The organism is Vibrio sp. D173a (genome assembly GCF_030248475.1).
On sequence record NZ_JAHGAH010000136.1, the window covers coordinates 1 to 17,204 of the forward strand.

General features: G+C 41.2%; 11 protein-coding genes and 1 pseudogene. 2 read left to right on the plus strand and 10 right to left on the minus strand.

The window, feature by feature from the left end:
• Together KIV40_RS14905 and KIV40_RS14910 are read left to right on the plus strand one after the other, a co-directional pair.
• Positions 1-251 (plus strand): annotated as a pseudogene (locus KIV40_RS14905) (hypothetical protein); the annotation flags it as partial.
• Between the two features lie 273 nt (positions 252-524).
• A complete protein-coding gene (locus tag KIV40_RS14910; protein ID WP_285349951.1) occupies positions 525-716 on the plus strand; it encodes a hypothetical protein in 192 nt (63 codons plus the stop codon).
• Between the two features lie 70 nt (positions 717-786).
• Here KIV40_RS14910 and brxL read toward each other — a convergent pair whose 3' ends face one another.
• The 10 genes from brxL to KIV40_RS14960 all read right to left on the minus strand — a co-directional run bounded on the left by brxL (position 787) and on the right by KIV40_RS14960 (position 17,170).
• Entirely contained in the window at positions 787-2,826 is a 2,040-nt protein-coding gene (gene brxL / locus KIV40_RS14915) for a protease Lon-related BREX system protein BrxL (protein ID WP_285350015.1), read from the minus strand.
• 39 nt (positions 2,827-2,865) lie between these two features.
• Entirely contained in the window at positions 2,866-5,583 is a 2,718-nt protein-coding gene (pglZ, locus tag KIV40_RS14920) for a BREX-1 system phosphatase PglZ type A (RefSeq protein WP_285349953.1), read from the minus strand.
• 165 nt (positions 5,584-5,748) lie between these two features.
• On the minus strand, positions 5,749-6,627 hold the full coding sequence (locus KIV40_RS14925; protein ID WP_285349955.1) for a hypothetical protein: 879 nt from the start codon (positions 6,625-6,627) through the stop codon (positions 5,749-5,751).
• On the minus strand, positions 6,627-7,367 hold the full coding sequence (locus KIV40_RS14930; protein WP_104040820.1) for a DUF3944 domain-containing protein: 741 nt from the start codon (positions 7,365-7,367) through the stop codon (positions 6,627-6,629). Before KIV40_RS14930 ends, KIV40_RS14925 begins: the two co-directional genes overlap by 1 nt.
• Before the next feature lie 115 nt (positions 7,368-7,482).
• Positions 7,483-9,258, minus strand: a complete 1,776-nt coding sequence (locus KIV40_RS14935) for a hypothetical protein (RefSeq protein WP_285349958.1) — start codon at positions 9,256-9,258, stop codon at positions 7,483-7,485.
• On the minus strand, positions 9,248-10,711 hold the full coding sequence (locus tag KIV40_RS14940; protein ID WP_285349959.1) for a hypothetical protein: 1,464 nt from the start codon (positions 10,709-10,711) through the stop codon (positions 9,248-9,250). Before KIV40_RS14940 ends, KIV40_RS14935 begins: the two co-directional genes overlap by 11 nt.
• Before the next feature lie 114 nt (positions 10,712-10,825).
• On the minus strand, positions 10,826-12,670 hold the full coding sequence (locus KIV40_RS14945; protein WP_285349960.1) for an ankyrin repeat domain-containing protein: 1,845 nt from the start codon (positions 12,668-12,670) through the stop codon (positions 10,826-10,828).
• A 29-nt stretch (positions 12,671-12,699) separates the two neighbouring features.
• Positions 12,700-14,796, minus strand: a complete 2,097-nt coding sequence (locus KIV40_RS14950) for a DUF262 and DUF1524 domain-containing protein (protein WP_285349961.1) — start codon at positions 14,794-14,796, stop codon at positions 12,700-12,702.
• A gap of 44 nt (positions 14,797-14,840) precedes the next feature.
• Positions 14,841-16,007 carry a YecA family protein gene (locus KIV40_RS14955; RefSeq protein WP_285349963.1) on the minus strand — a complete coding sequence of 389 codons (1,167 nt, stop codon included), beginning with the start codon at positions 16,005-16,007 and terminating at the stop codon, positions 14,841-14,843.
• Between the two features lie 98 nt (positions 16,008-16,105).
• On the minus strand, positions 16,106-17,170 hold the full coding sequence (locus KIV40_RS14960; protein WP_285349965.1) for a hypothetical protein: 1,065 nt from the start codon (positions 17,168-17,170) through the stop codon (positions 16,106-16,108).
• Positions 17,171-17,204: the final 34 nt, after the last annotated feature.

Genomic DNA, 17,204 nt, shown 5'->3' on the forward strand with positions numbered 1-17,204 from the left:
ACTTCTTTGTGGGGATGGGATTAATGATCATGTCTTATGATTTTGTGAACTATGACCAATCTTCGTCCGTATTGACATTACAACAGAAAAATGAGCAGCGAGTAATCAATATCGAAGTTCGTTGTTTATCGTCCCAATTCAGCACCCAAACTAAGTATGGCCTTTGTGTTGTCGATGATATAAACGCAAAAAAAGCTCATCCACTAAAAAGCCGTGTACGTGATTTCTCTGACTTTATTGGAAAACAATAACAGGCATCGCACTAGTAGTACGCTATTGGGTAAGTATTCACTTCGATTTCAAATAGTAAATATAACAGTATGGCTTTAGCCATACTGTTTATTATGGCAGAAGGTTTTTATCGTGTTTTCCATAGTGACGGTGCCAATGTGTATCGTACCTATGTTAATCGTGGTTGTGACTTCAATCTGTTGTTTCCGTGTTAGAGTCTATATTTTTTGCGATACCAATCATGGTAACCATTCAGGTTGATTGTCGATTTTTAAGTCAGTGGAGATAAGTTTGTGCTCGTAGCAATCGACTCTGAAGCAAACGGCGATCTCATGATCAATCGTACCAAAGTGTTTGATAGCGAAGAAGAATACGACGAATATGTAGAGGAGTGTAGTGAAATTAACGGACGTCAGCTATTTTGGAATGATGGGAATTTCGCACTACAGATGTATAAGAAAATGGTTGATTGTGAGTACGATTGATATATTTCGCTAAGTTAATTAGATGAGATACAGAAGCGATCAAAATGATCGCTTCTTTTTGTAGGTTAGCTTAACTAACCCCAAGAGCTTTATACACTGCGTCGATGGGATCACTATAGAAGCTCACTTGGAACTTCGTAAATGTCTCCGCTGGCACCGTAGGAATATCTGTAGCTGATGTCATCGGGATAAGGATCTTGGTAGCACCAGCCTCTAAAGCCACCTGCATAGAACCAGCTAAATCCTGAACAGGATTTAGTACTCCACCTAATGTCATAGAGCCAAGCACAACCATTGATTCCTGCATTGGTTTCCCAAGAAGAGTAGAGCAGTTTGCGATCAATGATGCGAGGCTAGAACTATGTGAGTTGCCAGACATCTGTAGATCGACAAAGTGTAAATGGAACTCGTGATCAGAGTACTGGTTGTTTGCAGCAATGCGTGACAAGTTACCTTTGAAATATTCAAATCCTACTTTCACCTGTTCTTTTGCTTCAGAATCTGAGCCTAAGCCAGAAGTCGTTAACTTGCCATTGCCTGCTGTTTTTTGGGTTTCAATACGGAATACACCTAGCTTTCCAGCAGTACCATGGCTAACGAAATGAACAACACCCGCATTTGGCAATCCAGGTGGAATGATCTGGGATCCACCTTGCTCAGGGACGTTGACAAAGAACTCTTCTAGGCTTTCGTTATCAATATAAGAAAAGTTAACGTCAAAGAACTCCATCCCACCAATTTTTTTCAACTGCTCCTTAACACGGCGACGAACTTCAAGAGCATAAGTCAAACACGTTCGAACATCTTCTTTGGAATACTCACCGTGTGGAACTAAAAGCTTGAGTAAGCCTGATGTGGTGCGACGAACGGCTATGACATCACGCTGGTTTAAATTGTTTCCCAGTTTGAAGAATTTATCAATCGCATCTGCAAACGCATGTTTGCGCATTTCACGCATGTATTCAGCAAGATAATCGGTGATCAGACCAAAGCGATTAGTGAAGAATTCTGGGCGCATTTTAGGTATTTCCCAGCCAGGAATGTAGGCATGGAAACGATCAAAGAATGCTGAATCAATCATTTCCGCAGGGAAAGGCGCAAGTAGGTGGCTGGTTTTTACCAATGTCTCTACGCTTTGGTCAATGTTACCCACGAAAACCATTGAAGCTTTCGCTTCGATAGAGTCACGTCCACGACTGAAAGAGCCTGATGCCATGTAGTCTTTCATGATCTGCACGCCATCTTTGTCTTTAAAACGTATCCCAGCGACTTCATCAAAAGCAACGATATCCCACATGCCAACAAGTCCAACCTGACGGCTAGACATATTGTAGAAAAGGTTGGCTACTGTTGTTTGGCCACCAGAAACCAGAAGGGAGTTTGGAGAACATTCTTTATATACGTGTGATTTACCTGTACCACGTGGGCCAAGTTCACACACGTTGTAGTTGTTTTCTACAAATGGGATCATTCGAGCGAGAATATGCCACTTGGCTCGTTGTTCTAAGTTAGCTGGCTCCATACCTATAGAGCGAAGTAGCAAATCGAGCCATTGATCCATCGTAAAGTTACGTCGAGCATTAAACACCTCATCCATGTTCATGGATGGCATTTGGATAGCCTTAAGTCCAAGAACAGAAAATGGTGAAGTTTTTTGCCCCTCTTCAAAGAAGTAACTCAACGTCACAATACACCAGATACCACCAGTAAGTAGTTTCTCATTCTCTTTGACCATACTGGCAGGTATTACGGCATCCTTGATGCCGAGGTTTGATAAGCTTGCTTCATACACGTCTTTTTTCTGATTGAGCTTAACCGAAATCTTGTCGATAACCTTGTGTGTGCCACGCTCACGGATCATCGATTTTACTTTTTCAGCTTCATCAGGTCTTACGTAATTGTCAGTGAGAATTTTCTTAACTCGTTCCATACCAGCTTGAATCAAATCATCATCGGTTGCTGAACAGTACATACCAAGTAGGTATTCCAGAACATAAACAGGAACGTTCGCACCTTCTTTTAACTGTTTAGTTAAATCTTTACGGACAACGCGGCCTTTAAATTCAGATGTCATGAGATCGTCGAGATCGATATCTCGTATCTCTTTAATTTCCTGAGCAATATTATCGTTAATCATCATTAGTATCCGTTAAAAAAGGTCGTCGAAGTCATCTTGAATCGCTAAGTCTATCGTGACGGAATGACTTGCAAAGCGATCATTATTCTCGGTATCCAACATAACCAATTTGTAGCTGGTAGTGCGGTCAAAACCAGTGCCATTGAGAGAAAGAATAGCATTACGTTTTCTGTCATCAGAATTGCTGGATTCTGAATCAAATAGCACTTGTGCTTTATTCGACACGATAGTGCCTTCAGGATCTTCAATCCAAATGCTTAAGTTACGTTCTTTGAAATCATTGCCTACCGCATTGGTTTGTAGGAATTCAATTTTTTCGGTCAGCGTCACAAGGCGAATCGGGTTACTTAGAGGCACAACTCCCACTTTTTGTTTCGCCGTAGTTTTTTGTTTCGCCGTTTTTAAATGTTCGATACGAAGAACAGGTACACAAATCTCTTGTGGCATTATGCCACCGTGAATGAACTTCGCACCGCCAACAAAGTTGAATCGGTTGGAGCCTCGAGGGATCATGAACTCGGCTTGGTCACTGTTTGACGATAAATTAGCAGTAACCGTCATGTTTCCTGTCCAGTAAAAATCATCTCTAGGCAATTGTTGCCCAATCAAGTAACGTTTTTTGCCTTCGACAGAGCCTTGAGGCTTAACGGATAAAGCCGTTTTATCGGAGTCGACGACATCGCTTGATTTAAACAAAAATCCATGATCAGCGGTGACCAGAATACGATTGCCATTGAGCTTATTGATAATACGTTCTACCAACAACTTAATTTGCTTAATGCCATCAGCACACGCTTCAAATGTTTGGTTTTCAGTTGCTGCTTTATCACCAATAGCATCAATTTGGTCATGGTAAATATACACGATGCGAGTATCTGCAATCGCCTTTCGACCTTCCTCATTTGTCCAGTTCAATACATCCGATGATTTCACCGCAATGCCATGGTACTTCTCAAGAATAGCGTTGCGTTTTTCAAGACCATGGGTACTCAAGCCGTCAGCTTTAAAGGTTACGTCCTTGCTAATGTGTGCCGTTAACTCTTGATGAGGAAGTAAAGATGCCATACCAAGTTGCGTATAGCTTGGAACAATGCCTAACTGTGATTTAATCGTCGATTTAAAACGCTTCTCTTTGTTGATTTGCTCGTGGATGTCATGCGCGACTTCGTAACGAAGAGCGTCACTGATGATGACGAAAACACGTTTCACTTGTTTTGACTGGAAGATACGCTCGACTTCGTGGTTGTAGAAATTATATTGGTTAATGATGCCGTCAAACTTCCACTTATCGAGTAGGTTTTCATTATCGACATGCTTACCCCATGCAATAGCGAGGTCATGTAAATACCAGTCCACATAAAGCGCTTCGATATCTGCCACAAGTTGTGTTTTTTTCAAGATATCAGATCCGTGGTGAGAAACCTGATTAGCGTTTTCACAAAATACTCGATATGCAGAATCAAAGAGGAATAACTCAGCCTCGTAAGCTCGATATATTGCTCTTGCCGAATCGAATTCAAATCCGTCGATGTATTTGTTTCTTAGGACAAGGAGTTGCTTAGCTGCCCTCAAGGCTTTGTATACACAAGAATATTTTGTTCCGTCAAAACTAGGTTGTTTCTGGCACCAATGAGTAGTCAATCGGTGTGAAGTAATGGTACTAATCTCTTGCTGTTCTATGATGTTAATGTTTTTGGCAAGAAGGATAGCCAGCTGTTTATCGGCAAACTCAAATGTTTCGACATACATAAGTTTTTCAGGCTGAGTGATTTGAGACAGCTTATTGTGGATTTCGAAGTCTGCTTCAATCTGGGCAGCAATGGTGTTGTAGCTACCTTGATAGGTACGGCTCTCGCGAAGCTGTACGATAAAGCTGACAACATGAGCACGGCGTGCGGAATTCATACCGATACGGTCAATACTGTATCCCGCTTCAACTTGTTCAGAAGTGAGCATCGGTAGTAGGTGAGGGGTAAAACTCTCCAATACCCTGTCATCGGATGAACACCCACTATTGAGCAGTGCTTGGAAGCACTCTGTGAACAACAGCTTTGTCGCAAGTTCTTGCAAAGATGGTTGGCGTTTTTCGTCCTTGCTGGTTTCAACAATATATCCGAACTCTTCATAAACAATCGTCCAAAAAGAGGAGGTTAAATTGTATTTATCTAGTTCAGCGAGTAGTGATCTAGACTCAAAATCGTTAGCGAGTTGCGCCAGCAATACTTGGAGAATATTGGCAAATGTTGGCGTTTCTAGTTTTAGGCTTGCAGCGATAAGCGCTAGCTCAAGTTCACGCTCTGTAGCGGACTTAGGAAGTAATTTCTTAAGTCGTGTAACGCGCTGTTGGCTCTTAAAGAAACGTTTAAATTTGGCAATAACAGGGCGAAATTCCATGTTCATGCCAATGTCGTTCAGGATCATTGAACTATTGTCGGCATAGAATTCTTGCGCATATAGGCGAATGTCATATAACCAGTCACGTGTTGGTTCGTTCGGTGCTTTATTGCTATAAAGCAGAAAAGCCGTCTCTGGTTCTAGCAGTTCAACACGGTATTTAACTTCGAGGTGTGACAGAGTGTCTAAATGAATGATTTCTGTATTTTTGTATGATGAATCCAGAGAAAGCGACCCGATATGGTCGTTGAACTCATTATCAGTATCCTGCCAAAAGACAAGTCTGCTTTTTTCAAATTTGGCTAATAGCCCACTAGTGATTTGGTCAATATTCATTGTTGTTTTGCGTCGCCTGAGTGTTGGCTGTGAAAAAGTGCTAACTGTGTGGGAGTTTACCACTTTACGATGTAAAAATCGCTGTGTACTGAAGGTTGTGAGACTCTATTTCGATGCCTGAACGACGAGGTGTAAAAACGGCCGAACAAGCATCAAATTGTTACATTACTTGGCTAGCTCCAAAGACGGACTGACAAGTTGTTGGAGTAGGGCGTTGTTGTTGCTAGATTCAAAAAGAGCTTTTAACTCGTCTTTTTTATCGTGGAAGACTTCGGCCACAGGAGCTGCGCCTCCACGGATCGTCGCTCTTTTTTTCGCGATGCACCAGTCTCGATAGTGTTGAAGAGTGATATTGTAGCGTTTAGCGTTTTCTCGCATCAAATGCTCGGATAAATTGAACTTTCCGTAGCGGTCACAAAGCTGGCTTTCCAGATATATGGCTTTAGGCATAATATCAAGCACCATGGTAATAAAATCAAGCATCTGTTCTAGGTGAGTATCAGTGACCTGATCAGCAAACGAAATAAGGTTATCAACTAACGAAAGAACCTCGTTTCTTTCAATTGAAAGTTGAGAAATGAGGTTCGCAGCGATGTCTTGAGTTTCCGAAACCAACGATTTATCTAATAGGAGCACTCGCGCCGCCTCGACAGCTCCAAAGTACTTAGATAGTTTTTCCATATAAAACAACATATTTTGAACTTTAATTTCTGAAGAAATTAGATCCATTGTTTCTTGGAGTTTGTCTATTTTCTTTGCTAGATACATGGTTTGTACAACGATAGCCCCCACAATTATGGTTGTAGATAAACCAATAGCAGCCAATTGAGTGGTTTGTGAAGCTTGAACTAGCTTACTTATATCGTTGAGCTTGTCTGGATCAAACGGCACTTGTTTTAAAGGCATATGCTGTGCAATACCTGCTTTCCCTGTCCCTTCTGCCCAGTAAGCAACACCATCACGAAGTGTGATAGCTCCATTTTGAATGCCTTCAAGCACCTCTGGTTTAACTTTTAGCCAATCAAAAGTAAAAATGGTATCCATTAGAAAATAAGCTCCTCTTCATTCAACATTTGTTGGCGCATTGCGGCTACTTGTATGACCGCAGGTAATGTAACCCTAAATGCAGGGCCGCTAATAGCTGGTACGGTTAAAAGTACAGTAATTGCGATGCCTATAGGGCCAGCCAAAACACCGATAGTACGTCCGAACGTTGCGCCTCCTGCCGTAATGAGCCCCCTACCCAATATTGTTGTGGCGACACCATCGGCTAAAAGCATAGAAACTCTGTAGGACATATTTCCTCCTATGCGAATTGCAGCGATTATTGATGTTAGAGCAGCATTACTCGCTAAAGAGGTGTCTATCTTGAGTTCCTTTTGCAATTCAACTCGTTGGGATTTGGTCATGTTTTCCCAAGAATCTGCAAATAACTTTGCTAGAAGAGCCTGCTCAATATCAACCGCTTCGGCTTTGTAGTCTGTTTTGATGCCAAGCTTCTTACAAACATCAACTAGTATTTCCTTGTAGTTAACCCCTGAACGGCGGAATAAGTTAACCAGGGTATCACCGCCAAAATGCTGTAGTTCACCAGCGATTTGCTGCCACACTTGTTGGTAATCACCTTTTGCAGCTTGGAACTGCTTGTCTCCTGTTAACGTTTCTGTGTAACGAGCTTTTCCATCTTTGTCTGTGGTGAGGTATTTAACTAAAACGCCTAACATATCGTTATTTGCGTAACGCAGAAGTTCTAAGTCTTTATCTTGTTTGTACGTATTACTCATTTGATATCGTATTAAAGCCTTGTACTGAAGTTGATCTTATTAGGCACAACTCTAGTGTGCCCAATGTTATATGATTGATGATGCTTAAGGGTCTTGTTCCTAATAAGTCGTTTTCTCAATATGTTTCGAGTGCATATTCTCCTACAGGATCACATGTGATACTCGCTGGCCCAGATGCTTGGAGAATGTTTTTTCTCGCTCCGCCTAGAGATACAGCAATACGTGAGTAATCTTGCTCTAATTCTGGGTACTCAGCGGCTAGCCATCGAGGAAATTCTTGTGTTTGTACTAACTTCAGTGTTCTTCCATGAGCTGAAATAGTTCCATTTGCCAGTACTTTAACCATTGGCAATTGAGCACCACCGCCAGTCAAGGCGACAGCAAGAGCGTTGTTGGGAGCAGCGTGTACAAAACTTGGAGAGATGTTGTTCAAGATCTCTTGCATACAATTTTTGAGTGAATCTGAAAAAGACCTAACTTGAGGTAAAACCATGAACTCATCAAGGGTTATTTCGACAACATCCCCGTTGAAGAGTGTTGCGGAGATAAATCCGTCCCTAAAAAGAGCTTCTTTGTAATCCCTTAAATGTAGATTCAACGCCCCAAACGTATTCAGATAAATAGGGTTATCTCGGCGTATGTTTGCTTTACTAAGGATGACTCCTTGGAGGAGTTTATCTAGGTGGTTGCCTGCTTCTGTTATGCCTCGATTGGAGTCTTTAATTTCTAGAGCCGCACTTTTTTTCGACTTTTCATCATATCTCATGCGATAAAGACTAAAGTCACTAGTGCCTGCACCAATATCAATCACCATAACCAATGAATTAACGTTCTCTTCCCATGAAATCAATGAACCAGCCACACCAAGAGGCTCAGTAACATCTTCACGAATAAAATTAAACTTTAAGTTTTTCTTTCTGATTTGTTGAATAGCATTGAGGAAGTCACTCAGAACAATCCCAGACGCAAATTGAGAGTCAAACGTATCAGCAAGGACTTGGGCTTCTCCTAATAGTTGTTTTAGCTTGTTAACAACTTGGACATGCTTCATTCTATCGAAGCAGGGCATCGCAAAGCGGCGTAGTACATTTTTCTCAATCCCTCGTAATGCAGTTGCTTGGTTCATTGTCCAAGTGAAGTAGCTGAGATAAGCTAAAACCATATCTTCATAAGTTATATCTGAATCTGTTGGGTTGAACTGTTGCCCCACCGTTGTGGATAGCCCTTCTTCAGAAAGATATCGCTTAATGTTATCAAGTCGCTGCCTATGAGCTTCTGGAGGCTGAATATGCGACATGTGGACAGCGGCTTGCCCGAACCAAATTTTGCCTAAGTCATCAATGAAGACCGATGAGACAAGCATATTCTCGCTTATTTCTTCTTGATCCCCAGGAATTCCAAGTGAGATGACTTCGATATCTTCGATCGAATCGTCACCATTTTCTTCAGAAATCAGAGTAGCTTTAGACATTGCAGTACCAAAATCTAAACAGACGCGAACATTATTCTTTGGTAATGGAAGGGACATAGAACTCATATTTATTGGGGTATAGTTAATTGAGGGTTTTGTCTCTTCATGAGCGGATTCGGGGTTGTCAATTTTTGTATCGCTTTCTGGCGTTAATTTATGCGTGACAGGTTCTGGTTCTGAGTTGATGGTTTCTTCTCTTTTTTCTACAGAAACTGCTACATCAATGGACACCGCACCTTCACCTTCATCTATATCCAGTGGAAGTTCAGCCTTCGGCTTTAAGTGCTCTAATGCATGTGTTAATGCACGAAATTCTCGTTCCGTCAGTTCACCAGGTAGAACATACCCACCGCCTTGTGCAGGCTTAAATCTCTCCAGTAGGTTTTGGAGTAAAATTTGTGATTCTAGGTTATTCATCATCTTGATCTTCTACCGCCTCAACCCATGGTTTAACCAGTGTTTTTATCTTTCCACCAAATTCTTTTTGAATGCCGTCTCTGACCACACGAACTTTGCGAACTCCGTATTTGTGACCACCAAGCATTTCGTGCTGCATAGGGTTGTACTCAAGGACTTGCCCTAGATTGTCTGTATGGGTCAATTTTCTCATACGAGCAAGTTGCCGAGCTATTCTAGACATATCACCAAAGCCGCTTGATGCTTTCTTTACTGTAGATGCTAATGGAGGATCAGAAATTTCTAAGAAAGGAACAACGGCCCGCTCGAGCTTCTCCATGGTGTTTTGACTCGTTTCCACCTGAATAAGCAGTGAGCCGATCTGCTGGTCTTCTGAATTTCCAAGAGTGTGAACAGGCTCTTTTGTTGAGGCAACTTGTTTACCTCCGTTTAGCCACCACTCTTTGACTTGCGGATCTAGCTCTTGGCTGTCATCAAAATGTCGCTTGAGAGCGGGGATAACTTGAGCTTTTGAGTAATATGCTTTGGATAATTGCTTCATTATGTTGTTGTCTGTTCGATTTTGACGAGCGAGAACAAGGGCTGCTTCTTTCAAATTAGTTTTAACTCTAGGTAAGAACTCTGAATCTCGATTGACTTCCCCCCAAAGACTACTACTCAGTACATTCCTAGATACCTCTAGTACTTGATACGTGTCGGCTAGCAAGGCATTTGAAAACCTTAGCTCAATAGTGCGTATTAGAATCGCGAGAGCATCGTCTACGATATCAATCATTACCGTTGATTCAACTGAAGGGGCAGAGTGCATAAGAATGGAGTGAAGCCATCCAGCAAGAGACTTACCTACATTGCTACCCACATCACCATTCCAATCTCTTATTATTTCATTCCAAGCTCTTGTTATTCGACGGGCACGCCTCATGCGAGTCTCGGCTGACTCGATAATGGATAGATAAGTAAATGATTCTTTTCCAAGTAGAAGCAGGTCGCTGAGGTTTCCGCTGCCAACCAAAGCATTCTGAATCAGTGTTCTGCGAGCATTTTCTGCGGTATCAGCGAGAACTGCTTGCCTTAAACAGTAGTCTACGACCCAAGAGTCTTGAATGTGGCTTATAGATTGCGCCGCATAATGTTTCTCGTCCCCATCTGTTAACATATCAAAGTCACAAGGCTCATCATTAAACAGTTGAGATAGGTACTGATAAACTTCATTTTGACGACTGCGAGCGACAGCAGCAAGTCGGCCAAGCGAAGCTGCTGCTTTTAATCGCAGTGGACTTAGAGGGTCAGTATCTTCAGTAGCAAAATCAATGACCACATCAAGTACTCGGTGAAGGTTATCGCCTTTAATGACACCTTGAATAGATTGATTTGCCATGCAGTCGGTCAAAATAGTATTTACGCCTGCTAAAGAATCTTGTGATTCAATGTGAGACAATACGGCTTCACTACTCAATTAAAAATTCCTCAATCTTGTTGTGCAGCTAGTTTACCTAGTTGCATATTGTATACTTTGATATCAGTCACTTGGTGGCTAATTTCACTGTTATCTTTCAAGTAACTTTTGGTACTAAGCACCATTAGGCTTCAAAGAGGGAGAGTAAACAATGAACTCAAAAGCTCTAATGCGTTCGCGGTATTCACGGGATAAGCATTCGAAAATATTAGATTTGGGCATGCATGATTGGTCGATGTTCTTTAACCATTTTCTCTGGTCAGCCTTTAGAGCATTAGAGTTAGAAGATTCAGCATATGCTTCATGGTACAAGTAACTCAGCTCTCTATCGTATTCAGATAACATGGCATCAGAGCAAATGGCTTTCTCTATGGCACTTGCTGCTAACTCGCAATTGAAGCTCGGCCCCGACTGAGAGAGATAAGTGCGAGCCTTACTTGAGTTGAAGCGCCAATTCTTATCCATGTAGCTAAAATAGTCATTGCCTTTACTGTCTTTCAGTTTAGGGTTAGCGCCTGCATCAAGTAGTAATTGGATTGTTCTTTGGTTCGCATTCTCAGCGGCATACATCAGAGGTGTTCTGCCATGAGTAGTCAGGTTCTCTGCAAGCGGAAAATCCAAGCGAGTGGTATCTATGGTTGTTGTATTGATCATATCAACGTTGTTAAGCAGAAATGATACTGCGTTCGGGTTGTTCATATGTGCGGCGTACATTAGGAGGTTTTTACCAAAGTTATTTACCTCAGATAGCGCACATTTCGGGTTAGGCTCTGCACATTGTGCTACCAAATCTTCAAGCACCGTTGACTTATCCAGTGCTAGAGAGAGGCAATCGGTCATATATCTTTGGTTATCATGATAGTAATCGAATGACTCACTATTAATATTCTCTTGGCAGCTTTTCAAAATGGATTCGGTATCATTGTCTGAAAGGGCGCTTTTTAGTTGCTTTAACTGATTACGGCCATGTTCATCAAGCTGTTTTCGGTCATAATCAGCGTAAATTTGCTCCAAGACCAGCGATGCGAGGTTATTGGCATCTAGCTGATTAGAGATATCAGTGAAGTAACCTTCTAAGTATGAGCGATTAATAGATGCTATGTTCTTCGCAGCCCCAAGCTCTCTTGCCGACCAAGCATCACTTTGAGCCAGATATGCTAAGCTATCCAACGTTTTAGCGCTGTCAGCTTTCTCTGTATGAACCGTTGGGCGATAGATGACATCCAGCATCAAATCATGAGTATAGGAGTAGTAGCGACTTCCCATACTCCCAAAGTTGCCGTCGATGTTAGTCATAAAATATTGCAGAGCATGAAGATAAGCTAAGTCGAGGTTTTCTTTTCTAACATCTACAGATATCGGTGGCTCTACTTGGCAGACTTCTTGACCCCTACTGTTTTCTATTGAATACACTGAAATGGGTCTATATAGCCCCGAAGTTGCCATGACATAAGGTTGACCCTGGAAAAGAAAGATGTTCCAAAATGAACCATTAAACCACCCAAATGGCCCTGCATTATGAAAATTACCCTGGAGTGCTTTTTTATCTTCTGTCAGATATTGGTAAGTAAGACCGCGCCACCATTCAAACCCACTTATGTGGAGCTGTAAATCTTGGTTGTTTGATTTATCGCTTGGTTCGAAATACAAGGATTTCGGTGACGTCAATTTAGCAGAACTTAGAGACCAACTAGTCCAAACAAAATCATCTCGAACAAATGGTGGCTTTACTGTCAGTTGATTATCATCTTGGAGGCTCACATCGCTTGCCATTCTTAGAGAATAGTTGTCAGACAGCGCACTTGAATAAATCGTGTTTAACTCTTGCGTAAGTACTTGGCATACTGGGGGCTGAACACTTGCGAGAGCCGTAGTAGATAGCCCTAATGATGCTATCCAGCCTATGAAGGGGAGAGTTTTGTGCATAATGGTCACTCTTTGTTGTTTTAGTAAGAGCAAGCGCAGTGCTTGCTCAAAACTAGTCGCTCTTAACCCTCAACCTGCATATCAATGACTTGCTGGATTAGTTGAATAGCGTAGGGGATATCTGATAATTCAGTGATTTTGTATTCAACGTCTCCATTCCCCCAACGGCCAAGGTTAGTCACATCACGGCATAGCTTCTTTGGATCATGAATTTCAGTGAATTTACAGTTGAGAGATAGCCTTAGGCCAGAAGCTTGAGGGACAACATCGACAAAGTTGGTATCCAGTTTGAAAGCGACGTAGAGCTTCAAAAATTCTTGTTTCACATTTTCATCGAGCGACATGACTTTCTGGCTAAATACTTGGAATAGTTCTTTTGAAGACCCAACTGAGATATATGGATGATCTGAAATTGTATAAGCGGCTTTCTCGGTTGGTTGAGCTTGGTATTTCTCTAAAATCTCTGCACTTAAGTTCGGGTAACGCCATACCGTCTGCATTTTATCCGCGAGTAACTTAGAGCGAGCTTGAATTGAATCTTTGTTCCAAGTTTCATGGCTTCTTAAGCTTTGGTTAAGGGCCAGGGGGCTGCTTGCGAAACCGCCTTCCATATCTCGCTTCTCAGTAAAGAATCGGTCACTAAGTTCAGAGTTGTAACCTGTTAACGTGAGATTACCAATAGTATGAACGTACTCTTCTTGAATTGATTGCCAATCATCACCTAGCGCTAGTTGCCATTGAGAAGACAGGTTTTTGTTCTGAGGTAATACGTGCTCAATAGTGTAATTTTCAACACTTACGCGCTCTTTCTTATCATAGTTCTCTAAACGACGCAGCCAATAGGCTCTGCTGCGAACATTGTACATGTCTTTGTGTTGTAGGCAGCGATTTAGCTCAGAATCTGATGGGAAACGACGATAAGAGGTTAAACTGACTAGCTCAGCCTTAAAGCTTTCCAAATAGCTTGATTTACGAATGGAACGAGCGAAACTCGCAAATGTTTTGTTAAGCGAATTAGTTGGAATGTCGCATACATAGCGTCGGAACACATAGCTCTCAATTAGGCGTACGCACTCAATAAATTCATCGAGCGTTAGAATCTGGCTATCGTAATCATGATACAGCTCTAGTATTAAAGGATAAGATACATCAACTTTATACGAGTTTAGATCCTGAAAGGCTTCAAGCAACTTTTGTTCTTTTTCCTTCTCTAAAGAAAAAGCGATATAGAACTGGGCATGTTTGCGCACATCGGCCACGACATCTTCGATATCAAGATGCGAGCCGCTGACGTATTTCTTGAATGCTTCATAAACATCATTGATTCTTGGCGGCTTGTTAGTTTTAAGCGTCAAATAGTCACGCATGAACTGATTAAACAACCAACTGTACTCACCGTTTCCAAAGTCGCTTTCCATTGGGAACCAGTATCGTTCATAAAGGGCGTTTTGTTGCTTTGGCTCAAGTCCCATGAGTACGAAATTACGGATGAGATCTGCTTGGCTCAAATCCAAGCCTGTGGAATTGAGGCTTTCAAATATAAGCTGGGGATTGTCTCTCTCGCGATCTAAAGCGATATCTACGATAAGTAACTTTTGAAGGCCAAGGTAAATTTCTGATACTTGATCGTTACTTAGGCGACCTAACTTTTCTTTAAAGAATTGGTAATTTTGAATAACACGAGATGCTGCATCATCGTCGTGCGTGACTTCACCATCGATGATGGCCCTTAGCTCTTTGTCATCAGCTTTAGTCAGTAGAAGCTTGTAATAAAGGTCGCCTTCTTCGGCATCATTACAAAGGTAATACTTTGCCAGTTTTTTAGCATTCGTACCTTCAATAACGGATGTGTTTTCTGCGCTACGTACATTTAGTTCTGAAACTAACGCAGCGATTAATAGGGTTGTAGAGGTTAGTCTCTGTTGCCCGTCAATAACGAGTAGTTGAGGCACATCGCTATGACTGTATAAGCCACGTTCCACGTAAACTACTGAGCCAATGAAATGAGCCTCTAGGTCAGTAGTTCCAGCTCGAACGATATCTTTCCATAATTGCTCACATTGATCTTGAGTCCAGCTGTACTGACGCTGGTAAATTGGAATTATAAATTGAGCTGACTTTTGTAAAAATTTGAATAATCTATTTTCTGTTGCTTTCATAGTTACCAACTGAAGTTAATTCGTATTTATTATTTCTTATCGCATTACGCACAACATTTTTTATATTTTTTACCAGAACCGCAAGGGCATGGCTCGTTTCTGCCTACTTTATGCGAACTGGCTGGTATTTTAATCGACGCGACTAGCTCATCCCATTCCGTTTTGCTCGGCATCGCCATAGATTTCGGGGTAGTGATAAAGTCTGACTTATGCAGAATGACAGGGAAAATCTTATTGTTATGGATAAACAATGCTAGCAGTTCATTGATAGATGGCTGATAGAAGAACGGGTCTAACTTAATATTATGGTTCTCAAATAGCTCTTTTTGGGCTGTGATGTTAAAGCATGTTACATCAATACTATTTTCAGAAGCGATGATGGCCATACCTTGGTGGGTTGGTAATGCCTTAGCGATGAGTAAACTATCAGGTTTCTCCTGAATTTGATGAGTTAGAGACTGATGAATAGCTTCATAATCATCGCCCTCGTAGTCTATAGGGCTGAGAGCTTGATAATTTAGTTCAAGAGTTGAAAACTGATGGAAAGGGTCTTGGTCAGGAGCAGGTAACCCACTTCGATCTAGAGTCGTCGATTTATTCAGAGGGACCAAGTGTTGATTGATCTCCTCTGCATCGCAATTAGAAGGGTGCAATGATAAATAGTGAGGATAGTTGAAGTGCTTTTCACGTAGGTACGCCTGATCAATATCAGCATAGCCTTGACCAGGGATAGCAAGGTTCATGGCTTTTAGCTTTTCGTAAACTTTTACCATGAAGTTGAAGATAACAGGTTCAAGGTTGAAAAAGTCCCCAAAATCGACCAGTTGACCACGGATGCGGTTGATTTTATTTTCTTCACCGTGTTCTAGTGTTGGCTCGTGGTTGATAGCGAGATTGACAGTAGACCTTTTTACTAAGCAAACACGCAGCAGCTCCAGTTGCATGCTCTTCGCAAACTCAGTATCGATGTAATACGCTTCGCCTAAAAACTCTCCTTGATGGACGGAATAATTACGTAAGGCTTTTAACAGCAAAAATTCATCTAAGTCGAGTAGTCCTGTTTTGCAAGCGGTATTCTTGCGCATACGCTCGTGCAGCTTATACGCCTCTTCGACAAGGTATTGCAGGCTTTCTAGGCTGGATGATCGAGCATGTTGAGAGTAAGTATTGAAGAGCCTTACTGCACAAGGTTGGATTATTGATGTGGTCATGTTTTTCTTAAAAGTAATTTATAAGGTGTTAATGGGTGTAAGACTAAAAAATAATCGCGACAGGATAGCTTTATTCGCCTATTCCAATCATACTGGTGTTACAAATTTGATTCATAAGTGAAGTTATATAAATTTGGCCCCATGATTTCAGAACCTAATTTTTTTGATAAATCGATATAACCGTAATAACGCATTAGATTTATGTAACAAATAAATAACAGTTCGCAAATATACTTGTCTGTTAGTTCCTTTTCTTTTTGCCCCCAAAGGTTTAACAGTTCACTTTCTGATATTTGGTTTGCATTTAATTTATGCAAATAGTCATGTGCAGAAAGGCTGATTGTATGAGAACAAGCGATTAGATCGCTGCCAAGGGCATCAGGTGCAAATTCTTTTCTGATGAAAGAGTACGCATCATGATAAAAATCATCCCGTGATGTCGGTATTTTGCCATTTTTGTAATAAACCGTTCTGATGAATTCATGAACTCTAACCTCAAGTTCGATTTTTGAAAAAAGGTAGCGTTCGTGATCTGTTGGCGAGTTGTCCAGAACCAGTTTTTCTAAGTTAAGATTGGTATCGTAGACAAGGTTGACCAATTTACTGTTGTTAAACTGCATTAAATGGCAGTGCTCATGAGAAATCGTTCGCTCTTCTCTGGCGGTGCCTTTGTTATTTATGAAGATACGATTGCCTGATACCGCTGAAACATGCCCCAGCGTGTTTTTCAAATCTAAGCTTTTCTTTATGAAAGACACAACGCCCATAAATGCAAGGTAAGAAAATACCGCAAATACTCCTATGATTAAGAAAGGAGCGAACAAAGCCAGAATTAGCGTAACAAATAAACCAACAAGTAAACCTTGAAACTTATTTTCACTATATTGGCTACTCACAACAACTTTTATTTCATTAAGTGATTTTTTCAACGAACCAAGGGAGTCTTCTAACTTCGCAAATGATTCATGATGATCTTTGCCTGTTGAAATTATCTTTTTGTAATTTTTAACGACATCAGGAATTTGAGCTATTGTTGCTTTTGCTTTTTTGAGTTTGGTGTCATAGATTTCAAACTCGAAATTTACCAAAGCGTTTTTTCCAAGTCCTGGGAATGGAAAGACGGTAAAGTCTTTTTTTAATTGTTGAATACTTGTTCTTTTCATGCGGAATACTGTTGCTGTAGAACCAAAAAGCACA